Source organism: Caballeronia udeis, from assembly GCF_001544555.2.
GTDB lineage: Bacteria > Pseudomonadota > Gammaproteobacteria > Burkholderiales > Burkholderiaceae > Caballeronia > Caballeronia udeis.
Genome location: NZ_FCOK02000090.1, coordinates 1 through 25502 on the forward strand (window position 1 = coordinate 1; position 25502 = coordinate 25502).

Below are 25502 nucleotides of genomic sequence, written 5' to 3' on the forward strand. Positions count from 1 at the left end.
CCGGCGGGTCCGTTCCGTGCCCGCCGTGCCCGATGCAAATCCGCCAAACGCGTCGGCTTCGAGCCATTCATCGTTGAGACAGCCTTCACTGGCCGGACATTCGAGGCGGGTCATTTTTTTGGTTGCTGCCGGTACGCTGTGAGACCTTTGCGCGCCTGCGCACGGATCTTGTTCTGCACGAACGAGCTCCAGCCGAGCAGCAGGCCCTTGAGCCCCAGTGCCTGCCGGCTCCACGCCCAGAGATCGAAGTTGTCGCGATGCTCGAAAATCAGGCCATCGCGAATCGCAAAACGCGCGTTGATACGGTTGACCACCGTGCGCCCGGTCTGCGTGAAACGATAGGTCGCAACCCAGTTCGCCGTTGCCGTCTGGCCGACGGTCTGGATGTCGCTGAAGGTCAGCGAGAATTCCGCGGCGCGCGAAATCAGCATGCGCCACATGTCCGACGCTTCGCGGCCTCGCAGCACGCCGAACACGGGATCGCTGAACTGCACGTCGGGCGCGTAGCACGCCGCCATTGCTTCGGCGTCGGAACGCTGAAAGGCTTCGTAGAAGCGCTGGATCAACGCGGCGTTCGGGTCCGTCATGTTCGGTCTCTTCTAGAGGAAATTAGCTGACCGCGGCTACAAGGATTTGATTCCGCAGCTTAAACCATGAACGTGGAGACTGCGTGAATGATCAGACCGACCGCACCGCCCACCAGCGTGCCGTTCACGCGGATGAACTGCAGGTCGCGGCCTACGCTCAGTTCCACGTCGCGCACGAGCGTGGCGTCGTCCCAGTTGCGCACGGTCGCGGCAATATGCTCGGCAATGCCGTCGCGCAGGTCCGGCGCGAGCGACTTGAGCGCGTCGCGCATGTGCTCGTTGATGGATGCTCGCAACGCCGGGTCGCTGCCCAGCGCGGCTGCAAACGACGCCGACGCGCCCGTCACTTTCCTGTGCAGCGTGGAATCCGGTTGCGCGAGATCGTGGCGCAGCCAGTCCTTGAATTCGTCCCATAAGCCATTCACGTAGGTGCGCAATTCCGGGCGCTCGAGCCATTCACGCTTGTGCTGGTCGATGCGCGCGCGGAACGCCGGGTCCGTCTTCAGGCGCTCTATGAATCCCTCTACCGTCCTGTCGAAAGCCTGACGGCGCTCGTGTTCCGGATTGTCGCCAATGTCATGCAGCCACTTGTTCGCGCCTCGCACCAGGCCGCCCGCGAACTTGTTGCCGAGGTCTTCGGCGCTCATGCCCACAAAACCCAGCATGCCGATCAGTTTCGGATATTCCTCTCCGGCCACGTCCAGGATCTTGGCCGCGAGGAGCGCCTGCACTTCCTCGCCATCCAGCCATTGCGCGAGTTCGCGCAAGCCTTCGTCGAGCAGCATTTGATGGCGGCGATCCGCCGTCAGCGTGGACAGCAATCCGCCCACCGCGCCGGCCAGGTCGAATTGTTCGGCGCGGCGGCGCAGGGCTTCGTGGAGCATCGACTTCACGCGTTCATCATCGACGAAATCGAGCATCTGGCCCGCCGCCGCGACCGCTTTTGCGCCCAGCAGCGCGGCGTTCGCCGGTTCCGCCAGCCAGACCGCGAGACGGCCGGCGGGATCGAAGGCGTCCACGCGGGCGACCAGCGCGTCGGTGCTGAGAAATTTGTCGCGGATGAATTCCGCGAGGTTGTCGGCGACGCGCGCCTTGTTCGCCGGCAGGATGGCCGTGTGCGGGATCGGCAGCCCGAGCGGGTGGCGAAACAGCGCGACGACAGCGAACCAGTCGGCCAGCGCGCCCACCATGGCGGCTTCGGCGAAAGCCGAGACCCACGCCCAGGCGCCGGCGTCGTGCTGGCTCCTGGCGAGCAGGAATAATGCGGCCGCCGCGACCAGCAGGCCGGCGGCGAACCATTTCATCTTCTTGAGTGCGAGTGCTTTGTCCTGCGTTGCCATCTTGGTCCGGTGGTTTTCTTGGTGGAATAAGGCCGCCAGCATACCAGTGACACGAGAGGCAAGTGAATGACCGTGGCGTGGCAGCTCAGAGTCCTTCGCGCTGGAGTTGCTGCAGTGCAACCATCGCGGCGCCGGCGGATTCGATCGGCACGAAGATGTGATCGTGGTACGCCGCGGCGACCACGTTGCAACTGATGTTTGCTCGGCCGAGAGCAGTGGCGAAGGCTGCAGTCAGGCCAACTGCCTGGAGGTCGGAGTGAACCGTCAGCGTGATCCAGGCGGCGCGAAAAAGCGGCTGGATGCCGGCTCCCGATGCCTCGCCCTCCTCCACGATGATCGTCAGGCCTTCGCGTTCGCGGAACGTCGCGAGGGGGATGATATTTCCGAGGTCATGGGTAAAAGGCACGGTTGCGTACACGTACGCGCCCGGCTGGAGTTCGGGCGACATGGACGCAAGCAGCGTGTTCAGGTCGGTGATGGGGTTGGTCATGTTTGTCTATCCCGAGGTTTTTTTGTCCACCAGCCAGCCGCGCGATCGGTCGATACACTCGCTGAAACAATCCCTTCAGGAGTGACGCGAAATGATTTCCGATCGCAGCGAAGTGACTCGCATGATTCTCGCCGCCAAGGTGAGCAAAGGTCTGAAATGGGCCGACGTGGCGGAGAAAGTCGGCTTGAGCAAGGAGTGGGTGACGGCAGGCTGCCTGGGACAGATGACGTTCTCCAAAGCACAGGCCGAAGTCGTCGGCGCATGCTTCGACCTCTCCGACGAAGCCGTCGCCTGGCTGCAGATTGTGCCCTATAAAGGCTCATTGCCGACCGCCGTCCCGACCGATCCGCTGATCTATCGATGGTACGAAATAGTGAGCGTTTACGGGAGCACGATCAAGGAACTGATCCACGAGGAATTCGGCGACGGCATCATGAGCGCGATCGATTTCTCGATGGATATCCAGCGCGAGCCCGATCCCAAAGGGGACCGGGTCAACGTGGTCTTATCGGGGAAATTCCTCCCCTACAAGAGTTACTGAACCTCCTCGGCTGGGATAGCCCCGCGCTCGAGCACCGGCCGCAGCGCGGCGCCCGTGTGGCTGCGCGGATTCTTCGAGAGCGTATCCGGATCGGTCGCGGCCACGATCGACCCGCCCTCCGTGCCGCCCTCCGGTCCGAGATCGATCACCCAGTCGGCTTCGGCGATCACGTCCAGATCGTGCTCGATCACCACCACCGAATGCCCGCCATCCACCAGCCGATGCAGCACGCGAATCAGCTTCGCGACGTCGGCCATGTGCAGGCCCACGGTGGGCTCGTCGAGCACATACAGCGTATGCGGCGCTTTCTGCCCGCGCCGGCCGATATCGTCCCTGACCTTCGACAACTCCGTCACCAGCTTGATCCGCTGCGCTTCGCCTCCTGACAAAGTTGGCGATGGCTGCCCAAGCGTCAGATAACCCAGCCCCACATCCTTCATGAGTTGCAGCGGATGCGAGATGCTTGTCATCGCGGAGAAGAATTCGACGGCCTCGTCAATTTCCATTGTCAGCACTTCGCCGATGTTCTTGCCGCGCCACGTCACGGCCAGCGTTTCCGGATTGAAGCGCTGACCGTGGCAGACGTCGCACGGTACCTTGACGTCGGGCAGGAAGCTCATGGCGATCGTGCGCACGCCCTGGCCTTCGCAAGCCGGGCAGCGGCCTTCGCCGGTGTTGAACGAGAAGCGCGATGCCGTGTAACCCCGTGCACGGGATTCGAGCGTGTCCGCGAACAGCTTGCGGATGGTGTCCCACATGCCGATATATGTCGCCGGACACGAGCGCGGCGTCTTGCCGATCGGCGTCTGGTCGACTTCGAGCACACGGTCGATAGTCTCGAACCCGGTCACCTCCGTGCACCCTTGCCAGCGATGCGTAACGTCAAACTTCACGCGCGGCGCCTCGCGCGACAACACGCTCGACCGGTTGCGCGCGGGCATGTCGGCTTGCGCGGTCTTGCGTGCGCGGCGGGTCGCCGGCGACGACAGAACCGAGCGGCCCACGGCATCGAGCAGATTGGTCATCAGCACATCGCGAGCAAGTGTGGACTTGCCGGAACCGCTCACGCCCGTGATCGCAATCAGGCGGCCGAGCGGCATGCTCGCGGTGACGTTGCGCAGGTTGTGCAGCGTTGCACCGTGAACCGTGAGCCAGTTCCCGGGCGTGGCGGCGCGCTTCGCGGTGGCGGTTTTTACGTCGCGACGCGCTTGCAACGGATGCTGGATCGGGTTCGCCAGATACTGGCCCGTGAGCGAATCAGGCTGCGCCGCAAGATCGGCCACGCGGCCTTGCGCCACGACCGTACCGCCGCGTTTCCCTGCACCCGGGCCTATATCGATGATGTGATCCGCACGGCGAATCGTGTCCTCGTCATGCTCCACCACCACCAGCGTGTTGCCCTTGTCGCCGAGCTTCTTCAGTGCGTCCAGCAGGATCTTGTTGTCACGCGGATGCAGGCCGATAGTCGGCTCATCCAGCACGTAACAGACGCCCTGCAGGTTGCTGCCAAGTTGCGCGGCAAGGCGAATGCGCTGCGCTTCGCCGCCCGACAGCGTGGGCGCCGCACGATCCAGGCTCAGGTAACCGAGGCCGACTTCCTCGAGGAACAGCAGACGGCCTTCGATTTCACTGACCACGTCGCGGGCAATATCCGCATCGCGACCCTTGAGCTTCAGCCTCCTGATCCAGCCACGCGTTGCGCTGACCGTCCAGCGGCCGACTTCCGTTATCGGCTGATCGCCGAATGTCACCGCCCGCGCGACTTCGTTCAGGCGCGTGCCGTTGCAATCCGGGCATGGCTGGTCACCCACATCGTCCGGTTCCTGTTGCGCCGATGGAATCGTCTGCTCGCGGCCGCGGCCGTCGTCGGAGATCACGGTGTCGTCGTAGACTTCGCGCTGTTCGCGCGTCAACGTGACGCCGGTGCCCACGCAGGTGTGACACCAGCCGTGCTTGCTGTTGTACGAGAACATGCGCGGATCGAGTTCGGGATAACTCGTGCCGCAGACCGGACAAGCGCGTTTGGTCGAGAACACGCGGATCTCGCCAACGTGCTTCGTCCCCTTCTTGCCGCCGTTCAACGCACCATGCAGGTCATCGAGCGGCGCCAGCAGATGCATCACGCCCTTGCCGAGTTCGAGCGTCTCCAGCAGCATCGTTTTCAGCGCCGCTTCATCGTTCGCGCTGACGACCAGGTCGCCGACCGGCAACTCGATGGTGTGCTCCTTGAAGCGATCGATCTTCGGCCACGGATCGACGGAAAGGAACTCGCCGTCCACGCGCAAATGCGTATGTCCGCGTGTTTTCGCCCACTTCGCGAGGTCCGTGTAGATCCCCTTGCGGTTCACCACGAGCGGCGCGAGCAAGCCGATATGCTGGCCTTTGAAATCCCGCATGATCTGCGCGACGATCGATTCGGGACTCTGCGCCGTCACCGGCGCGCCGTCGTGGACGCAATGCTGCATGCCAAGCTTCACGTACAGCAGCCGCAGGAAGTGCCAGACTTCCGATGTGGTCGCGACCGTGCTCTTGCGGCCGCCACGCGATAAACGCTGCTCGATGGCCACCGTCGGCGGAATGCCATAGACGGCGTCGACTTCAGGACGTCCGGCCGGTTGCACGATCGAACGCGCATACGCATTCAGCGATTCCAGATAACGGCGCTGGCCTTCGTGGAAGAGAATATCGAACGCCAGCGTGGACTTGCCCGAGCCCGAAACACCCGTGATCACGTTGAACTTGCCGTGCGGGATATCGACGTCAAGCGACTTCAGGTTGTGCTCACGCGCGTTGACAATCCGCACCACGTCCTCGCCCTGCAATGCGCGCCGCGCCGCCGCGACTTCAGCGGCCAGTTGCAGCGGAACACCTGCTGCGCGCTTCTGCGCCGCGCCGGGCGCCATGGCTTCTTCGTAGTCGAGCAGCGCCTTGCCGGTATGCGATTGTTCGCATGCCGAAACATCGTCCGGCGTGCCGACGCAGACCACCATGCCGCCCGCGTCGCCGCCTTCCGGACCGAGATCGATGATCCAGTCGGCCGCGCGAATCACGTCGAGGTTGTGCTCGATCACGATCAGCGAATGGCCGCGTTCCAACAGGCGTCGCAACGCCTGCATCAGCTTGGCGATATCGTCGAAATGCAGGCCCGTTGTGGGCTCGTCGAACATGAACAGGCGGCCCGGCTGGTTGCCGCTCGCTTGCGCCGTTTCCGCAAGGAAACCCGCCAGTTTCAGGCGCTGCGCTTCACCGCCGGAGAGCGTAGGAACCGGTTGCCCGAGCTTCACATATTCCAGCCCGACATCAACAATTGGCTGCAACACCCGCAGCACTTCCTTGTCTTTCGCAAAGCACGCAACGGCTTCGCTCACGGTCAGGTCGAGTACATCCGCCACACTGAGCGACTTGCCGCCGCGCTCGATCTGCACATCCAGGATTTCCGCCCGATACCGCCGTCCATCGCAATCCGGGCAGCGCAAATAGACGTCGCTCAGGAACTGCATCTCGACGTGTTCGAAGCCCGAACCGCCGCAAGTCGGGCAACGGCCGTCGCCGGAATTAAAGCTGAACATGCCTGCGCTATAACCGCGTTGCGCGGCCAGCGGCGCTTTGGCAAACAGCTTGCGGATCTCGTCGAACGCGCCGACGTAACTCGCGGGATTCGAACGCGCCGTGCGGCCGATCGGCGATTGATCGACGAAGATCACTTCGCTCAACGTATCGGCGCCCTTCAACGCGCGGAACGCGCCCGGCGATTCGGTCGCCTTGCCGAAATGACGCAGCAACGCGGGCGCGAGCACGTCCTGGATCAGCGTCGATTTACCCGACCCCGACACGCCCGTCACGCACACCAGCCGCTGCAAGGGGATCTCGACCGTGACATCGCGAAGGTTGTGTTGGGTCGCGCCTTCGAGCACGAGCCGCGGCGTCTTTGCATCGACTGCGCGGCGCTGCCAGTTCGATGCATGCGCAACATGCTTGCGGCCACCAAGGTACGCACCCGTCAGCGTATCGCTATGCTCGATTTCGTTCGGCGAACCGTCATAGACAATCTCGCCGCCGCGTTCGCCCGGCCCCGGACCCATGTCGATAAGGCGATCCGCCGCGAGCATCACCGACGGGTCGTGCTCCACCACCACGAGCGTATTGCCCGCATCGCGCAGCCGGTGCATGGCTTCGACAATGCGGTTCAGGTCGCGCGGATGCAAGCCGATACTCGGCTCATCGAGCACGAACAGCGTATTCACCAGCGACGTGCCAAGCGCGGTCGTCAGGTTGATCCGCTGCACTTCGCCGCCGGACAACGTGCGGCTCTGGCGATCAAGCGTGAGGTAACCCAGGCCGACATCGCAGAGATATTTCAGGCGCGTGCGGACTTCGTTGTGCAGGAGCTTGAGCGCGTCGTCGAGCAGCGTGCTTGGCAAGGTCAGCGAGTCGAAGAAGCGGCGGATGCGCTCGATCGGCATCAGCATCAGGTCGTGCAGCGTGAGACCGGGCAGCGCTTCGAGTTGCGGGCGCGTCCACGCCACGCCCGCGGGCAGGAAACGATCGGCCGGCTTCAGTACGGCGTCCGCTTGCTCCTTCGTGCCGAGACGCCATAACAGCGCTTCGGTCTTGAGGCGCGCGCCCTCGCACGTCGGGCATTTCGTGTAGCTGCGGTATTTCGACAGCAGCACGCGGATGTGCATCTTGTACGCTTTCGATTCGAGGTAATCGAAGAAACGCTGCACCCCGTACCACTGGTTTTGCCACTTGCCGGACCAGTCGGGCGAACCGTTGATCACCCAGTCGCGCTCCTTCTGCGTCAGGTCGCTCCAGGGCACGCCAAGCCGGATTCCCGCTTTCGCGCCGTAGCGCAACAGGTCGTCCTGATTCTCTTTCCATGCGGGCGTTTGCAGCGTCTTGACCGCGCCGCCGCGCAGCGTCTTGCGTTCGTCGGGCATCACGAGGCCGAGATCCACGCCGATCACCCGGCCGAAGCCGCGACACGTTTCGCACGCGCCATACGCCGAGTTGAACGAGAACAACGCGGGTTGCGGATCGGCGTAGCGGATGTCGCTTTCCGGGCTGTGCAAGCCGGTGGAGAAGCGCCACGTTGGCGTGTCGATGAGAGTGTCAGCGTCTTCCGCGCCCGGCTCCGGCAGCACGTAGACATTGACGCGGCCCGTGCCGCGCAGCAACGCACTTTCAATGGCCTCCAGCGCCCGCGACCGCTCCGTGTTCAGCAAGCGGAACCGGTCCGCGACCACGTCGAGCATTTGCCGGCCGTCCACGTGCCGCTTTGCCTGCACGCGCGTATAGCCGCTGGCGGAAAGCCACTGCGCGACTTCGTCGTCGCTGGCGGACTCGGGCAGTTCCACCGGAAACGTGATCGCAATGCGCGGATCGTTCGCCTTCGTGCGCTCGAGCAATTCGACGTAGATGGTCTCCGGCGTGTCGTGCCGGACCTGATGCGAGGTCTTTTTATCGAAGAGCTCGGCGGCGCGTGCGTAGAACAGCTTCAGGTGATCGTTCAGCTCGGTCATCGTGCCGACGGTCGAGCGCGAACTGCGCACCGGATTGGTCTGGTCGATAGCGATTGCCGGCGGCACGCCGTCCACGCGATCCACTTGCGGACGGTCCATCCGGTCGAGGAATTGCCGCGCATACGCGCTGAACGTTTCGACGTAGCGACGCTGGCCTTCGGCATAGAGCGTATCGAACACAAGACTCGATTTTCCCGAGCCGGAAGGACCGGTCACCACGGTCATCTGACCTGTGTGAAGGTCCAGATCGATGTTCTTGAGATTGTGCTGGCGAGCGCCGCGAATGCGGATTGCGTTGTTGGATGCCAATTTTTCCTAACCGGTTCAATGAGTTAGATCGTCCGCCAGTGCGCTTGGGCGAAGCGTGGCCCGCGCTGGGAAGCCGCCGTTCGACGCGCATTAGCGAGATAACAGCCGATGAAGTCGACACTGTACACCCATACAGTGTTTTCGACAGGACCCGGGAGGGTGAAAAACGGTCGTGGTGACGCTCAATCGAAACCTGATCCGGTCAAAACAAATCTGACTTGGCCGTTTTCGACAAAGAAAACTGTTCCTCGGACGTGTCGACGCTGTATGGACCGCCCACAAACAAATCTGACGTCTCGCACGAAACCATCTACACCCAGCCGCGTGGCGAACTGCGCCGTCAGCCTGCCTGCGTCACGGCCACAGCACGCGCATGTCGCGTACAACGAGGCACAGACCGGCGCGGACAGATTCCCGGCTTTACTTACGACCAAGGCAAAGAAATGGATGGGTGCCATTAAAGACATCTCCAAGCGCCGTCCCCATCAGCGTGTACGCACCTGTCGTGCCCGTTGTCGGCGTTGCCATCGCAATCAACTGTTGAGCCCTTGGTGACGTTCCATCCGCCACCGGACTCTATCTCATAGGTATTCCCGATTCTCCCCGACGGTCGTTTGCGAACCACTGCATTGGGACTGGTCACTTCGGTCGTAGCCCTGTCAATCTTTTGTTCGCATGATTTTTCGACTACTCTGAATTGCAACGCTAGACCACGCACACAATCCGATGACTGCATAAGCTTGCCGGCGCGCGAGGAGATTGCCATGACACAGGCTTCCGTTGAAGGCGCACGAACTTTCCTGCTCAGTACTGACCTGTCCGACATAAAACGGCTCGTTCCGACGTACGGCTTGCTAGATGACACCACACCCTCGTTCGATCAAAACCAGAATCAGGCCGTCGTTGTTGGTTCGGGTGTGCTCACGCTTGCGCAGGGGGTGTCGGCCGACCGGCGCACAGCTATCATGAACTCGCTCTTGCTCGCGCAGCTCGTGCTCAAGCAAAAGCAAGTCGATCCGAAAAACGTCACCGAGTGGTACCGCGCGTACTGCGCGGTACTCGCGAATCTCGGATGGACCATTGAGACAAAGACGGACACGCAGACCGTCCAGGGCAGCACCGAATTCGAAGCGCATCAGGCGATACTCCAGGTGGCGTCGCTACTTCTCGGCCCCGGAACAACGGCGCTTGTGCTTGTGGTCACCACCTTGAACGCGATGGCGAGCGTCGACTCCAGCACACCCTGGATCAAGATCTTCGGTCGCGAGACGAACCGGGCGAATGCATCGAATTTCCAAATGGCGCTTGTGGAGCAAACGCCGGACGGACAATCCCGCGTGTCGCTCATGGCGTTCTTGCTGAAGGCGACGACAACCCTCGATCAAGTGCTGTTCTTCAAGGCGCATGTCAGCGCCGTCGAGTTCGTCTGCACCAGCTCGACGGCCGCGATCAACGGCGATGTGCTAGACACCATCGCCGACGACCTAAGGAAAAAGGTGCTCAAATACAGCACCGACTATGTCAGCCAACTAGACATATGAATACGCCCGCGGCTTCATATCGCGGGGTCCACAGTGGTATCGGCATTGCAATGCACCGCGTAGAGCAGGCCGAGCGGATTGCCTTGCTCTAGCAGGAACTTGCGCCGCAGGTCCAGGAATGCGGTGCCTAGAGGCTCGCCCTTGAGAAAAATGTCAAAGAATTGCTGCGCCCACAACATCGCAAAGTAAGCAGGCGTCTTGCATTCCGTACCGATGACACCGCGGGCTCCCTTGCTCATGAAGTAAGGTGCGAATCCATCGTAAAACATGGGCGACATCTCGGCCGATTCGCACGCGTTGATGAACACGAGCGGGTTGCCGCCCAGTTGCACAGTGGCGGGCGCGGTCAACGTCAGTTCGTCCAGTGTCACCGCGCTGTTGGTCAGCGCAAGGCTTGATCTGCCCGGGCCGCCTGGATCGGTGAGGCCGTTGGACCCTGCGTGACCGTAGAAGTAGAGGATCTGATCGGTATTGTTGACATCGTTGAGCGCCGCTACAAGCTCTTGCGAGGTCGATCTCGAGATCACTTTTATCCGCTCGGTCGGGCACCAGTAGGCGCGCTGCTGCTTGACGAAGTCGCAGTCCATCTGAGCGTCGATGTCATCGTTCAGGTTGACGCTGACCGCGAGAACCGGATGGGTGCTAATGCGGCGGTCCGTCACTCTCATTGGATTCTGCAATGGAATCTGTTCGATCACGTGACGCATGCCGAGGAAGTTGTCCCAATCGAGCTTGGTGGGGTCGGACACATCGCCCACGTAGAGCAAGCCCCAGGGCACCGGCAGGCTCTCTGCGATGATCTGCAGCTTGAGGCGCGACGTGCGCTCTCCGGCGAGACGGCGCAGCACATCGCCCACGGCTTTGGAATCGAGGCCGGCGCCCGGAGCATAAAACAGCCTTTGCAACAGCAGCGCGCCCGCGAACGACATGGTCCTCAGCGCAAGCGCGGTCGACTCCTTCGATATAGGTTCGTCGGACTGGAATGGATAGTTACCCGCCCCATCGCGCTGCATCACGACCTGCATCAGCTGGCTGCGGGCAACCCGGATGGCGTCGTCCAGATACGCGGGCGTGATAGGCAAGTGCGCGCTTGCCGCTACCGCGCCCCATACGGTGCAATCGTAGCCGCCGTCGCTCGGTTTTATCAGAAGTCCGAGGTCTCTCGACTCCAGCAACCCCGCGCTGCCGAACGCCCTCCCGCGCGATGGAACCTCGTCCGGCTGCTCCGGCCTCGGCTGACCAATGTTGAAGCTGAGGTCCATCTGCTGGATAAAGTTACCGTCCTTGAGAATCGTCGCCTTCATCGTGCATGGGCCATCTTTTAGCGGCGAAACGTCAAAGCGCGCCTTGGTATGCGCCTTTCCCACGCGCGGTAACCGCATCTGGCTGGTACGGCCGGAAAGATCGAAGTCCTGAGTATCGACCTGAACCGTGAGCACGACCTCGTTGACACCCGGTGCGAACACGCCCTCTTCAGCCAAGGCCGTCGCTTGAGCGGAGATCTTCCGCACTGTGTCAATGTCGAATGCCAACGTGTACCAGTTGCCTTTGACGAGCGGCTCGGCCGGATCTATTCCCTCGAAGTCCGCGTTGATCCAGCGCTCTGCAAGCGGCGGCAGCTCAGGCGCGCTGCCGCGCGTTGCCGGCGCGTCGGCTGCGGTATCGATTCCCAGAATCCGGACACCGCGATGCGCCGGGTCCTGGCCCAAATTCGTTATCTTCGCGGCCGTCCCGACTTCACGCGGGAGAACGTCGATATCCAGCAGCCCGGGCTTGCGCTTTGGAACCGGGGCTGCGGCTGCCCCGGCTGCCGGCGGCTGCGCGCTTGCGGGGGGAATGGCGCCGGCGCCACCCGCCGTCACAGGCGCGGGTTCGGCCGATGCCACCGTGCCTTTCATCGTCAGGACCGCCCCCCAGAACGCGTGCGCCACCTCCGGGTGGGCGATGTCGCTGTGCGCGCCGGCGGGGCCATCGCCGTTCTTGATCACGTCGCTGGCATCGAGGTTGTAGATACAGCCGTTCTCGAACACATAGATGAAGTCGCTGGTCTGCATGACCATATCTTGCGCACCCGCGCTACCGCGTATGCCGAACGCGCCTATACCGCCGTACTCGGGATACGTCTCGCCCAGCAGGACCTGCCCTTTGAGCCGCGCACCGAGCGGATAGAAACGGCCGACGGCCGAATCGTGCGTCGACCGCGTGGTGAGGAGCGGCCCGCGAACCCGGCCCTCGCTCAGAATGCGCTGGAAATAGCCGAGCTTTCCTGGGGCGTAGGGAATGTCGGTGGCGTATGACCACAGCGACAAGGCGCCCTGCACGAGAAAGAGCGAATCGACCGGGCGAGCCAGCGGCGACGCATTGGCGCCTTCGGGACCCGCGACCATTGCGGAAACGACGATGCAGCCGAAGCTATGGCCCATCAGATGAAACGCGGCATCGGGCGCCGCAGCCTGCAGGTCGCCGAGCAATGCGTGCGCGCCGCTCTCGCCGAACACGCGCGCCCGGTCCTTCATTTTCCAGAATGACAACTGTCGCAGCGGCGCAAGGATCGCGTCCTTGATCGTCGCCGCAATGCCGCTGCTCAACACCTGCTGCCCCGCCCCGCCCGGGTTGCTTTGTTGTCGCGCCTGCTCGACGATTGATGGCGCGTCGAACGCCTCCTGATCCGAACCCGGGCGGCCGCGCAGGCTCCCGACCCGCAGTTGCGATTCGTGGAACACCACGGCATAAGCATCGACGATATCAGGCGTCAACACGGCCGAACGCGCACGGTCCGCAAAGGCGAAGATCTCCGCAATAGCCTTTCTCGCTTTGTCGGTATCTGCGAGCTGTGAAGCGATCGCGGCGATGTCGGCGCTGTTATCGCTGTCCGTCGACAGCACCGCCGTCCCGGCGGCCGGGGCATCCTCGACGCCCCACGGCAGGCTGGGCCAGTGCAGGCCGATCACCAGGGGCGCGAAGCCTTGCTTGCGCGCGTTCATTTTCCCGATGTCTTCATTGACGGAAAGCATCGCTGCAGTCCACCGGTCGAACTGCTCCTGGGCGCTCGTGGCATCGCCCATCCAGCCGTGAGCCATCACGAAGACGTCAGTGACGGGCGCACTCCGGTCGTTCAGCCGCTTGCGCACGGCGTCACTGAGCATGCCCATGTCTTCTTCCGGCCGCTCAGCGCCGTTTTCATCGAACATGATCAGGAAATAATCGAGCTTCGTACCCGCAATTGGACGGATCGGCATATCTGTCTCCCCATTAGGCATGTGGTCATGCGTCGTTCATGTTGGTGTTGCGGGTCCGAGACGGTCCGACACCCGCGTAGCTTGTTTCTCTGCCTGGCGCAGCAGCGTTACGACAAGCCTTGCTCGAACAACAAGGCTTCGAGTTCTCGCCGTCGCAGGAGGCCGACCGCGTTCGGATCGCCTTCCCACAACCTCTTCATGGAACGAAGTTGAGCAGGAATATCCGCGAAGTTTTTTTGCATGACGTCCGCTTTGATCGCGCGCATCTCGGTGTAGCGATCACCATCGGCGCTAAAAGAGGGACCGCGGTTATAGACGAGCGAAACGAGCGCGCCCAGGCAATCGGGCGACAATGCGTCGGAGCCTGGCAGCGCGCCGGCTGTCTCGGCCGTGGTGCGCGGCACCGATGTTTGCTCGAACACCGCGCTCGCCGCTGCAAACGGCACATCGACCGCCGTCACTTTCTGCAATGCCTGATGGGCAGCTTCGCCGGTCAAGCCGCATACGAGCGACAGGGTTTGTACCGCCGGCGCGCCGAGGCTTGCTGTCCAGTCCCGACCAACTTGCGCGGCCTGCACGTAACCAAGGTCATACCCTATGCCGATAGTCACGCCCGATTTGCCGGCGGGCCAGGTCGGCCGCTGATAAAGCTTTTCATAAAGAGCCTCGCTCGTTATTTCGAACGTGATGATCAACTGGATTGCGCGATCCGAGATAGTCGGTACCGGGCCGAGCAGACGCTGCGGCGCTTGGGGATGATCAGCCTCGAATTGCTTGCGCTCGTCGTCGATGTCAGGGACGCCCAGGAGGCCCGGGGTATTGATCGTTTCGAGGAGTAGTTGGTCGAAATTTTCCATGATGGATCCATCAGGCTAATTGATATGTTTTACTAAGTATTTATTGCATGGCATGAAGCCGAACTGACTGGCGAGAAGGTATTTTCAGTCTCTCATGACTGCGACGGCAGAAGCCCAGATCGGCACCCCTCGCTGAGACAGTGAAATCCTTCGGCATGCTTCGCAATAAGCTTCGGGAAGGGTTTTTTTATGGCGCAGATATTCCGTATAAAATCGCCGAAAATACTCAACGCACGCACGGTCGTTCACGTCCCAGCGAAAGCCAAGCGCAGCTTTTGCTCCGGCGCGCATGGTCTCTATCGCTGTGCGAAGCGATGAGCCGCTGCACGAAGACAGCACGAACACCAGATCGGAGCCCCCTTGTCTGATCCATTCGGCAATCTCGCGGACGGATACAGCAATTCCCTCGCCGCTCTTGCCGGGAAGAATCAGGAAGGTCCCGCCCCCATTGGGCAGCGTCACCGAATGCCCGGCAAAATGGACAATATCGAACTTCCCCGTCGTCACCTGATCTTCGATCTGGTGTAGCAGCTTGTCGGCGCTGGTGCGGCTCGACCCACCGCCCAGTACAGTCGGCGACTCCAGAACATCACCGCCTTCGGCCGTCGCAAACTCTCTTACGGTTCTCAGTTCGGCCGCCGTGTTCTCGAGCCGGCCCACTTCCAGCCGGATCCGGTCGCCTGTTACCTCGTGCTGCGCAACCGCCGTTCCCTCAAAGCTCGCGTTGATGAAAAGCATGCGCATCTTTCTGTAGAGCGGCGGCATGAGATCCGACCCGAGCCCGATATCTTCATCTTCATCTTCCTCGTCCTCGTCCTCGAAGCGCATCCGGCGCGCCATCGGAACGCGGGTACACAGGTAATTGTCGATATCCTCGGGCGGTTTGGCGAGTTCGAAGGGCACGCCGAAGAACATCGCAAGTTCGTTGCGAGGAACAAAAATCTCAAAGCGCAAATCCACGTTCGAAGGCGATTTGCCTCCCCCGGGCGCACGCTGGCGCATCTGCGTGAGAATATGCGGCCCGATAGTACCGGCAATGACGGAACTGAACACCGCGTCGCCGAGTTCGCGAACGATTTCCTGCCACCGCGGATCGGAAGGCTTGAACGCATCGGTCCTTCTTCCGAGTTCCTCCAGGAATTCGTGGTTGGCATAGGGAAGCGATCCGCTCTTGAACTTCCGATACCCGTCCCTGATCGAATAGCGCGCGTTGTAGTGACCCACCCTAACCGTAATGCGCCGGCGCGATGACCCAGCGCTGCTTGTCAATGATGACAAAGCCTTGACGAATGCGCCGTTGAGATCACTGTTACCGATCGAAAGGCTCGCAATGTGCGAGCGATCCAGGAGCCTTCCTTCGAGACCTTCAACCCCTTGCGCCCCGAGCACGATCACTGGAACATCGGGCTTCTCCTTGCCCAGCCAGTCGAGCAGCGCGATCCCTGCCATGCCGTTGCCCGGATTGCCGCCGCGTGTCTCCTTGCGAATCAAAATGTCGAGGATGATGAGCTCGGGATTCTCGTCCTTTTCCATGGCGGCAAGTTTCGACTCTGCCGTCGCCGCCGACGCCCATCGGGTGACGTGGGATCCGATGAATCGCTTTAATTCCTCATGATCGCCCATGTGGTGAGTCAGATCCTCGCGAGCGGAATCGATCAGCTCGGCGGTGCCGTTGTCATCAGTGATCAGGGCGATCTCGACCGCCTGCTCGGATAAGGTGCTCATGGCTGGACGCTCCGCTCTGCAATGGGAAGGATCACTCGAAAAGCGACCCACGGCGGCGAGGGATCACCCGGCTCAGCGTCGCCCGCGCGCGCCTTCAACGAGCCGTCATACGCCTTGATCACGCGCCGCACGGCGCTCAGTCCCAGGCTGGCGTCGCCGCGCGCGGCTTTGTAAGCGCGCCATAGCGCGTCCGGCCGTGCGTTCGCGAGGAACGCGTCGTCGCCATCGGTTTCAACGCCGGCGCCCGGGCAGTCGGCGATCGCCAGTACCAGCGTTGCGCTACTGCCCTGCAATGAGAGCGCGACGCAGACGCGTGCATTCTCATCAGCCGCGACGCGCATGAGATGCGCCATGATCGAGCGCACCACGTACATGAGCCGGTCGGGGTCGCCGTTCACGAATACCGGTGTCTCCGGCCTGACCTTGTCGATACGGTCGCGATCGCGGTTGGGCAGCCCGTCGATGACCGAATCGATGCAGAAACGCAGATCGAGACGCTGCATGTTCCCGGCCGGGTTGCGCCGGATATTGAGGTTCTCGGCAAGCCGCTCGAACGTGATGTCTGCCTTGTTGATCTCGGCAATCAGCCGCGTCGACAGATCTTCTTTCTTGGGCAGCGCAGACGCCGGCGCGCCGGATTCCGTCGCGTCACGGCCCGTGGTCGCGAGCCCGATCAACTGGCGCGCAAGCGACGACGCAAGGGCAAGCGGCGCGCGCGTCTGCTGCGCGACGTCCGTGACGGTCTCGCGCAGGAACCGCAGATCGACCGTCCACCTGTCGCTGCGCAAGTCGATCAGGAACCACAGTGCGGCATCGAAGCTCTCGTCGAGCGCCTTGCGCGTCGCCAGGACCGGCCTTATTTCACCGTCGTCGCCAACGAGCTCAATCCGCCGCTTTTCGGTCCGGCCCAGACCCTTGAGCACATCGACCGCGCGCGGATCATCCGGCGACGCGTACATGCTGAAAAACTCCCGTTGCGAGCCGCCTGCCGAGTTGCCCGGCCTCCCGAGCAGACTCTCGGCCACCGCGTTGGTGCCGAGGATCATGCCGTCCATGCCCACCGTCACGACGCCCTGCTCGGTTTCCCTGAGGACGAGCTTGTTGATTTCCACAAGCGTTCGCTGCTTCAGACCCTCCTCGATCGACTCCGTCAGGCGTTCGATTGCCTCCCGGTCAGGACCATGGAAAGCATGCGCGACTTTTGACTCAATGTTCAAGATCCAGCGAATGCGCCCGTTCAGGTGGACTGGAATGGTCATCGCGGATCGCGCGGGTCTTCCAAGGCCGATGTAGTTGAACTGCTCGACACCGGGTTCGTCAATGTCATTGACAATCAGCGTGCTCTTTTCGCGCAGCGTGGCCGCGAGCATGCCTTGTTCGATCGGTTGCAAATAAGCCGTGTCCAGCTCAAAAGCCTTCTTGCACGGGTTGTGATAAAACAGTTCGAACTGCTTCATGTGCCTGTCGACGCGAAATAGCGCGACAAAATCCCATCTGAAACTAATAGCTATCTGGTCGACAATATCGCGTGCCATGTCCGGCAGGGACGGAGCTTTTGCCAAATCGCTGCGCAGGCGCGCCGCCAATGCTTCACGGTCGGAACGAATTTCATTTTCGATTCGGATCAGCACCGGCTCCAGATCCAGATCGCGCAGCAAGTCGACGTGCGCCTGGCCAAACCTCCCCGCATGCTTGGACGAGAACGAAAGTGCTGAGGTCGGGAGGTTTTTCGCGCCCCTCGCGACCAGCGTCACCGAAGAACGCATGTGCTTGCTGACATACATCTGCGCTACTTCACTGGTCGCCAGTGCCGGGTAGTCCTTCAGGAATCTATTAATATCTGGCACCGCGGTCTTGCCGCTTTCCAGCCACGGCAGGATATTCTCCGGCAGCCTCAACCATCGCTCGGTCCATTTCATGCGATCGCGCGGGAAAATGGCTAAGGCTCTGAACACGCTGACGTCGTCGGCGTAGATGCCGAAGTTCGCATGATCGAAATCGAAGACTTTGCGGATGCTCTCGATAATCGATTCAAGGCGCTGTTCCCACGACGGGATGGTCTGGTCATGTGCGAGCTTCGCTATTTCGTCCCGGACGCGTTCGAGCAACGTGGACTGGATAACGACGAGCGCGCCGAGCGGGCGATGATCAGCGGTGAGGTCAGCCGTCAGCAGCAGCCGAACCTGCTCTCGGTTATCCGTCCGATTGCACAGCGACACATTCACCGGCACCGGCTCCAGTGTCCGCAGGCACTCCTCGAGCTGCCGCGCAATGTTCGCGCCGTCGCACCCCTCGAAGAGCGTCTCGAGCGGACGGCCTGTCACGTCACCAGGCATGAGTGAGAGCAGGTTATAGGCTTCAGCATTGGCAAAATGTACGATGCCATCCGGTGACACGCGCATGATCGCGTAAGGCGTTGAATCGAAGCGCTGACTCTCCGCCCGCCGGAATGGCGCACCGTCGGTCACCAGGATAAGCCGGTGACCGGTGTCCGGAAGTTCCACCATGGCCTGAAGCATCGCGGGCACGCTTTCGCCGCGTGCATTAGCATACATGCCTGGAACAGTACGATAGGGAGCGTCATGCCCGAGGAGGAGCGCGCTATCCACCTGGAAGACATCGACGATGGAATTGCCTGCAATCCCCGGGATCATTGTTTGGAGTGCTTCACTCGCCCGTACGACCCTGGCGTCTAGATCAATAACCGCGTAAGTAGCTCCCGACACCATGAGCGAATCAACAAATTCTGATTTCACAAGGCCACGGCTACGCCGCGCACGGGTCTGCGCTTCTAGATTGATTGACATACTATCTCCGCCTGTCTTTTTACTTTCGCGCTTGGCCAGCCAGATGCTTTCAGTCATTCCACAACAGGCCAGACCTGCAGCGGCCGGCAAATAAAACTGCGCCTAAAAAAAAGTTTGTTATGCATAACGTTTGAGTGAACGCGTTTTGCGACGGCGGACACGGCGGTAACGGCGGTAAGGATCGACAGGAAGCAAACGTTTCACATTTATCGTAGACAGTTCTCCGGTCGGTATCGGACAAAGTTGAGTCTTGCGACGCCGCACGGCGCTTGCTGCCACCCTGACAACACAAAACAATTGGTGAACATGTTGCCCGACTCAGGCTCCCTTCGACGCTGCCTCCAGCCAGGCCTCGGAACGTTGCGGAAGGCTGTTGTCCCTGTCACCGTTTGGAACATCCCCGAAGTCCGCCGTCTGTCGCGCAGGAGGAGAAGCCCACAAGCAATTTCGCTACTTTTTCAGCGTCTCATGATCATCTGGAGCATTCGGATGCAGCAAGCGTTAATCAATGCGGTCGCGGGACGACGACACAAAGATGAAGAATGGGAGGATTCGTGAACTGCAGGCGAGATATTCTCAAGGCATTCATCGTTCTCGCGTGCCTATGGTCAGCAAGCCAATTTGCTTTCGCCGACAACCCGAATTTTCGACTGATTGCGGAGGACAGGCGTAACCCGGGAGCGTTGGAGGCATTCGTACCGGCGCCGATCATCCTGTTAATCGGTATACCCGAATAACGTCACTACTTTACCCGGATAGTTTATGCGCCGAGAGTAGCCTCCATTCATCGTTGATCTGGAGGATCTCCATGCGTGTATTCGTTACTGGTGCGACCGGCTTTGTCGGCTCCGCCGTGGTTCAGGAACTGCTCGCCGCGGGGCACACCGTGCTCGGCCTGGCCCGCTCGGATGCCTCGGCGGCGTCGCTTGCCGCGACCGGAGCGGACGTGCATCGCGGTTCGCTCGAGGATCTCGACAGCCTGCAAAGCGGCGCGGCCGCCGCGGACGGCGTGATCCATACGGGCTTCAACCACGACTTCTCGAAATTCGCCGAGAACTGCGAAATGGACCGGCTTGCCATCGAGACACTGGGCACCGCGCTCGCGGGCTCCGGGCGCCCCCTGCTCGTTACCTCCGGGGTCGCCCTCCTCGCGCCGGGCCGGGCGGCAACCGAGGCGGACGAACCTGTGCCGACTTCCGCCGTCTATCCCCGTGCTTCAGAAGTGACGGCCGCTTCGCTCGCGGCACGCGGTGTATGCGCATCGGTGGTCCGCCTGCCGCCGTCGGTCCATGGCAATGGCGATCATGGATTCGTGCCGCGCCTGATCGGCTTCGCACGCGACAAAGGCGTCTCGGCCTATCTGGGCGATGGCTTCAACCGTTGGCCCGCCGTTCATCGGCTCGATGCTGCCCGGGTCTACCGGCTGGCGCTCGAGAAAGGATCCGCAGGAGCCCGCTATCACGCGGTCGCCGAAGAGGGTGTGCTGTTCAAGGACATCGCCGGCGTGATCGGGCACCACCTGAACCTGCCGGTCGTCAGCAAAACCCCTGCGGAAGCGAACGAACACTTCGGTTGGTTCGGGATATTCGCGGGATTGGACGCCCCGGCCACAAGCCAACGGACAAGGGAACTGCTGGGGTGGGAGCCGAAGCAGCCCGGGTTGATCGCCGATATGGAACAGGCGGGGTATTTTTGAGGCTGAGGGTGCGGCTGGCGGCGCGTTGGGTTTAAAGGCCTGTGGTTGCCGGAGCGCCCGGAGGCTATCCGGCTCAACCGGAAGCCTCGGGGTGCAGATGCCTTAGGACGTCCCTGCTGCATGCAGCGCCGACGCGTGGACGCTTGAACAGGCCGGTTACATTGGAGGCAGCCTGAGGGCCCGGCGTCAGGACGTCTGGTTCGCTCGCGAGGACGCGGTAACGTTTTTTCCCGTCAGGAATTTACCCAGCAGGATCGACGGGCGTTCGACCACGAAATGAGTGATGGCAGCAACGGGAATCACCAGCACCGCCGCCGTCACGATCGCCCGCCATGCCGAGCCCGAAGCAGGCATCAGATGGATCACTGCAAGCAGAACGACGGTATGGGTCAGATACAGACTGTAGGAGATCGTGCCGAGGAATACGACCGGACCCTTGGCCAGCACCCGCGTGAAACCCCTCGATGCGATTGCCGTGCAGACAATGCCCGCGGCACCCGCCACCACACACCAATCGAAAATGTACTGGCCGATCGCACTCGACGTAACCGACATCACCGAGCGCGACAGGAAGTAGAGCGTGAGCGAAGCGGCGAGGACAAACATCGTCCGATTACCCTTCGCGAGCCAGCGTTGCCAGCGCGCGCGGTGGCGCGCCAGCGCCGCACCGACAATGAACATGCCGAGGTAATGCACCGTCATTGCCCAGTCGCCGCTGAAGCTTGGGCTGCTGGCCTCGTCCGCATTTCTCCCCATCGCGAAGAGGAAGGACACCATGGAAATGAACAGGGCCGCCGCCAGGCAAGCGCGCCCGGAAAAGCGGCTGACGCAATACACGACCAACGGCATCATCAATGAAATGCGCATCTCGTAGATCAGCGACCAGATGACCGGAAGCACGCGATTGGCTTTGTATTGTCCGATAAATAACAAATGATCCAGTATTTCGCTGCCGGAGAATGATCCGGTCCAGATATCGTTGAACCATGAACCTGCCCACTTGACCGGTTCTATATTGATCAGGGTAATGGCAAAAAAAGCGGCAACCAGCACGGCAAGGTAAGGCAGGTAGATCCGGCAAATCCGCCTGATCACATAGTCGCGATATGTCATTCGACGATCCGACATTAATTGAAGGGTCAGGACAAATCCGCTGAGTATGAAGAACAGGATGACCGCTTCATGGCCAAGCGCCAGCACACGCATGGGTGACTTGGGTATCCACCAGAGCGGGCCGACCAGTACGAAGTGGTTAATGACGACCATCAGGGCGGCCATGCCGCGCAATGCATCCAGTTGAGGATAATGGCGGCCGTGAAAAGGGCTTGTTTCATTCATCCGATAAATACCTCGCAGTCCGAATTAATGGCGAATGACGTGACCTTCAGCTGCCACGCTCTACCAAATTAATTAGTCGGTAAAGGAAACTTTAATGGCTGATTCACTAGACAATTAACGCTGTATAACTTTCTAATACTTTCTTACCTTATTGCCGATGCGCACAGCTCGGGCAGCCGTAATTTTTGCCTGCGTGCTCAGGTGTTGACGGGGTCGATGCGACCAAGTGCTAGCGGCTAGAGCCTGAGCGAAGGGCATCATCAATGGCGAACGACCGGGGCGGGCGAGCCAAGCCTTAAGCGGCTGCCCTTGGCTCGCCAACGGGGCCAACCGGATTAACGGCCGCGCCGGCAGCATCTGCCGCCGCCTGGTTCTTTCGCCAGTACGCCGGCGGCGTTCCGAATTCCCGCTTGAACGCCCTATTGAATGCCGCTTCCGATTCGTAGCCGACCTGCTCGGCCACCGCGGCGAGCGACTTGCTGCCGGTCAGGAGTTCTTGCGCCGCGACCTGCAGGCGCCAACGCGCCAGATACTGCATGGGCGGCTGTCCCAGCAGGTCTGTGAATCGTTGCGCCAACGCGGAACGCGACAAGCCCACCTTTCGCGCGAGTTCATCGACGGTCCAGGCGTGCGCGGGTTGCGCGTGGAGCATCGATAACGCACGACCTACGAACCGGTCGCGCACACCCGCCAGCCACCCTTTCCGGTCCGCAGGCAGGGTATCGATGCAACGGCGGACCGCTTCGATGAACAGCAGCTCAGACAGTCGGGCGAGAACGATGGCACTGCCGGCCCGCCAATCGCTCGCCTCCGCCGCAGCGAATTGCAATGCCGACTCCAGCCATGCCGAGCGCGGATCGTTGCGCATATCGACCTTGAAGATTGGCGGCAGCGAGGAAAGCAACGGGTTGCTCAAGGTGTTGTCGCAGGCCAGGAAGCCGCAGATAAGACGCGTGCCGGCTCCACCGCCTCCGTAAGACAATTTCATCACCTGGCCCGGCGTTGTCTGCAACTGACTGGCGAGCAGAGGCGCCGCCGACGCGGGGGAAAGCGCCAGATCGCTACCAAGAATGTGCGCTTCGCCTTGCGGCACCACCAGCAGTTCGCCGGCATTGAGGTGAATCGCGGAGCCTTGATTGCCAGCGAGCTGCGCGCAACAGCGCCCCTCGGTGATCAGATGATAGGAGACCACGCGTTCCGATAACGGCAGGAAAGCCGCATAGAGGGCCGCATCTCCCTGCCCCATCACGCACCACGGTTCACTGAACTCTCCATTGAGGTACACCGCTCCGCTCAGGCGCACCGCGCGAAGCACCTCGGAAACGGCGTCCATGAATAGTGTCCGTTGAATACGGCGTCCTGCACAAGAAATCTGGATGCCTGATCATTCATCAGGATAAGCAATTCGTAAATACTAGCACCCACGTACCGTAGCTTCCAGTGCCGATCCTGACGTTCGGATGAGCGCATGCGGTGCTATCGAGTGCGTGCTTTGGCGCGAATCAGTCCGCTGGGCGAGGCTGCATCGGCAAACCCATGCACGCCCGGATAAAAACCATTGAAGGAGATGCATCATGAGCAACGAAAAGACTTACCAGGGAGCCTGCTTTTGCGGCGCCGTTCAGCTCACGGTCACCGGCGAGCCGGTTGGCATGGGTTATTGTCACTGCGAGTCGTGTAGAAGCTGGTCGGCCGGACCTGTCAACGCCTTCACGCTATGGAAGCCCGAGGCAGTGCACATCACCAAAGGTGCCGACAATATAGGTACTTACAACAAGACGCCGCACAGCTATCGCAAATGGTGCAAGACATGCGGCGGCCACCTCTTCACCGAGCATCCCGGCATGGGGCTCACTGACGTGTATGCAGCAGTTATTCCAGACTTCCCATACGAGGCCGGCGTCCATGTCAACTATCAGGAAACGAAGCTGCGAATGAAGGACGGCTTGCCGAAGATGAGAGATGTCCCGGAAGAAATGGGCGGCTCGGGCGTCAGCTTGGCGGAATAACTCGCGTCAATCGCGAACAGCAACAATTGCTTCGATCTCCACCGTGATATTGCCCGGCAGCGACCCCACGCCGACAGCGGAACGCGAGTGCCGGCCCGCGTCGCCGAACACATCGACAAAGAGGTCGGAGCAGCCGTTGATCACGCGCGGGTGATCGGCGAAATCCGGTGTTGCATTCACCATGCCGAGCAGCTTCACGACGCGTTTTACCCGGCTCAGGTCTCCCAGCTCCACATGCAGCACCGACAACAGGTTAAGACCAACGAGTAACGCATGCGCATACGCTTCATCTGCGGTGACGTTGTCACCGACCTTCCCCGTCATCAGGCACCCGGTCTCATCAAGCGGCCCTTGCCCCGACAAAAAAAGCAGGTTGCCTTCGCGTGTGCAATGAGTGAAGTTGCCTATGGGTGCGGGCACGTCCTGAAGTTTTAAGCCGCGGGCCTGCAGTCGTTCATAGCAGTTCATCTCAGTCGAAAATCCCATGTTGCGTTGGTTCTCTTTCAAGTGTTGAGGACAAGATTTAAAGACCGGCCAACCCGCGTCGCGCTTAACCGATAGAGTCAGGCATGCGGCGCTGCCAGCCGAGGCGCGCTTCAATGCGCGCGGCGACAACTTTCAGTTCATCACCAAAACGTTCAGTACTCTGAAGCGCCTTGGATTCCGGCATCACGATCGAAATGGTGAACACGCAAGCTCCCGACTGATCGAGCACGGGAGCGGCAAGACACGCCACGGACGCATCCGATTCTCCAATCTGGATCGACAGGTGCGCGTCCAGCGCTTCACGCGCCATTCGCGCGAGCACGTTGGGACGCGTTTCGGCGCGCGCCGTGGGAGACGGCTTCGCGTACCGCGTGAAATAAGCGATCCGCTCGGCGTCCGGCAGATGACCCACCAGCAGCCGTCCCGACGCAGTCCAGTTGAGCGGCACCCGGCTGCCCACCCGTGAGGTCACGCGAAAATGGCCCGGCCCCTCGGCCATTTGCAACACGACCATCATGCCTTCCTCGAGTCCGCATACCTGGACCGTCTCGCCGACCTGGGCCGACAAGCGGTTCATCTCTTCATGCGCGACCGCCAGGTAGTCGAGCGAACTGGCATACGTCAGCCCATAGCCGTACAGCCGCGAGCCCAGCCAGATTGCACCCTCGGGCGTGCGGGCCAGCAGGTTCTTCTCCACCAGATCGTTGATGATCGAATAGACCGTCGACAGCGGCGCACCGACCAGACGCGCGATTTCATACGCGGTGGTAGGACGGTTGGTGTCCTGCAACGCGTCGAGGATCTGCACCGCCCGGTCGATCGCGCTGGTGCGCGTGCGCGACGGGGACGGGGACGCGGGCGTATCCGGCGCCGGCTGCTCGGCGGGCGGCGGTTCCTGCATGGTTTGACGGGGCTTGGCGGACATCGCGTTCCTGGAGACTGATTGTTTTTGTACAGTTTGACGCAAGCGCATCGTATGATAATCTAATACACAATTACAACATACATTCCATAA

The 25502-nt window shown here is 61.3% G+C and carries 16 protein-coding genes and 1 pseudogene; 5 read left to right on the forward strand and 12 right to left on the reverse strand.

Going from position 1 to position 25502, the window contains the following annotated elements:
• Positions 1 to 110 precede the first annotated feature (110 nt).
• From AWB69_RS38720 to AWB69_RS38730, 3 genes are all read right to left on the reverse strand, one after another.
• Positions 111 to 587, reverse strand: a complete 477-nt coding sequence (locus tag AWB69_RS38720; protein WP_062092067.1) for a nuclear transport factor 2 family protein — start codon at positions 585 to 587, stop codon at positions 111 to 113.
• A 59-nt stretch (positions 588 to 646) separates the two neighbouring features.
• On the reverse strand, positions 647 to 1927 hold the full coding sequence (locus tag AWB69_RS38725; RefSeq protein ID WP_062092068.1) for a DUF445 domain-containing protein: 1281 nt from the start codon (positions 1925 to 1927) through the stop codon (positions 647 to 649).
• Between the two features lie 85 nt (positions 1928 to 2012).
• On the reverse strand, positions 2013 to 2417 hold the full coding sequence (locus AWB69_RS38730) for an ACT domain-containing protein (protein WP_062092069.1): 405 nt from the start codon (positions 2415 to 2417) through the stop codon (positions 2013 to 2015).
• A 91-nt stretch (positions 2418 to 2508) separates the two neighbouring features.
• On the opposite strand from AWB69_RS38730, the gene cynS reads away from it, so the two are divergent.
• Positions 2509 to 2958 carry a cyanase gene (cynS, locus tag AWB69_RS38735; RefSeq protein ID WP_062092070.1) on the forward strand — a complete coding sequence of 150 codons (450 nt, stop codon included), beginning with the start codon at positions 2509 to 2511 and terminating at the stop codon, positions 2956 to 2958.
• Here the strand turns inward: cynS and uvrA are convergent.
• Positions 2952 to 8789: an excinuclease ABC subunit UvrA gene (gene uvrA / locus AWB69_RS38740; protein WP_062092071.1), complete on the reverse strand. Its 5838-nt coding sequence runs from the start codon at positions 8787 to 8789 to the stop codon at positions 2952 to 2954. The two genes, cynS and uvrA, sit on opposite strands and share 7 nt — an antisense overlap.
• 290 nt (positions 8790 to 9079) lie before the next feature.
• On the opposite strand from uvrA, the pseudogene AWB69_RS51120 reads away from it, so the two are divergent.
• Positions 9080 to 9205: pseudogene (locus AWB69_RS51120) on the forward strand (IS30 family transposase); the annotation flags it as partial.
• Between the two features lie 348 nt (positions 9206 to 9553).
• The gene (locus tag AWB69_RS38745) at positions 9554 to 10330 is read left to right on the forward strand and encodes a hypothetical protein (RefSeq protein ID WP_062092072.1); all 777 of its coding nucleotides are present in this window, start codon (positions 9554 to 9556) and stop codon (positions 10328 to 10330) included.
• 14 nt (positions 10331 to 10344) lie between these two features.
• Here the strand turns inward: AWB69_RS38745 and AWB69_RS38750 are convergent, their stop codons facing one another.
• The 4 genes from AWB69_RS38750 to AWB69_RS38765 form a co-directional block, all read right to left on the reverse strand.
• Positions 10345 to 13569 (reverse strand): CHAT domain-containing protein, encoded by a 3225-nt coding sequence (locus AWB69_RS38750; protein WP_062092073.1) that lies wholly within the window; start codon positions 13567 to 13569, stop codon positions 10345 to 10347.
• Between the two features lie 107 nt (positions 13570 to 13676).
• A complete protein-coding gene (locus AWB69_RS38755) occupies positions 13677 to 14426 on the reverse strand; it encodes a lysozyme family protein (protein ID WP_062092074.1) in 750 nt (249 codons plus the stop codon).
• Positions 14427 to 14510: 84 nt separating this feature from the next.
• Entirely contained in the window at positions 14511 to 16151 is a 1641-nt protein-coding gene (locus AWB69_RS38760) for a CHAT domain-containing protein (RefSeq protein WP_062092075.1), read from the reverse strand.
• On the reverse strand, positions 16148 to 18958 hold the full coding sequence (locus tag AWB69_RS38765) for a PAS domain-containing protein (RefSeq protein ID WP_197500415.1): 2811 nt from the start codon (positions 18956 to 18958) through the stop codon (positions 16148 to 16150). Before AWB69_RS38765 ends, AWB69_RS38760 begins: the two co-directional genes overlap by 4 nt.
• An 808-nt stretch (positions 18959 to 19766) precedes the next feature.
• Here AWB69_RS38765 and AWB69_RS38775 point away from each other — a divergent pair.
• Entirely contained in the window at positions 19767 to 20654 is an 888-nt protein-coding gene (locus tag AWB69_RS38775) for an SDR family oxidoreductase (RefSeq protein WP_062092078.1), read from the forward strand.
• Between the two features lie 186 nt (positions 20655 to 20840).
• Here AWB69_RS38775 and AWB69_RS38780 read toward each other — a convergent pair whose 3' ends face one another.
• Positions 20841 to 21992 carry an acyltransferase family protein gene (locus AWB69_RS38780; protein ID WP_062092079.1) on the reverse strand — a complete coding sequence of 384 codons (1152 nt, stop codon included), beginning with the start codon at positions 21990 to 21992 and terminating at the stop codon, positions 20841 to 20843.
• 295 nt (positions 21993 to 22287) lie between these two features.
• Complete coding sequence (locus AWB69_RS38785) at positions 22288 to 23325, reverse strand: AraC family transcriptional regulator (protein WP_062092080.1); 1038 nt, start codon at positions 23323 to 23325, stop codon at positions 22288 to 22290.
• Between the two features lie 241 nt (positions 23326 to 23566).
• Here AWB69_RS38785 and AWB69_RS38790 point away from each other — a divergent pair, with 241 nt between their 5' ends.
• Entirely contained in the window at positions 23567 to 24001 is a 435-nt protein-coding gene (locus AWB69_RS38790) for a GFA family protein (protein ID WP_062092081.1), read from the forward strand.
• A 6-nt stretch (positions 24002 to 24007) separates the two neighbouring features.
• Here the strand turns inward: AWB69_RS38790 and AWB69_RS38795 are convergent, their stop codons facing one another.
• Both AWB69_RS38795 and AWB69_RS38800 read right to left on the reverse strand, forming a co-directional pair.
• Positions 24008 to 24601 (reverse strand): RidA family protein, encoded by a 594-nt coding sequence (locus AWB69_RS38795; protein ID WP_407923077.1) that lies wholly within the window; start codon positions 24599 to 24601, stop codon positions 24008 to 24010.
• Positions 24552 to 25412: an IclR family transcriptional regulator gene (locus tag AWB69_RS38800; RefSeq protein WP_082913781.1), complete on the reverse strand. Its 861-nt coding sequence runs from the start codon at positions 25410 to 25412 to the stop codon at positions 24552 to 24554. The genes AWB69_RS38795 and AWB69_RS38800 overlap by 50 nt, the downstream gene beginning before the upstream one ends.
• Between the last annotated feature and the right edge of the window lie 90 nt (positions 25413 to 25502).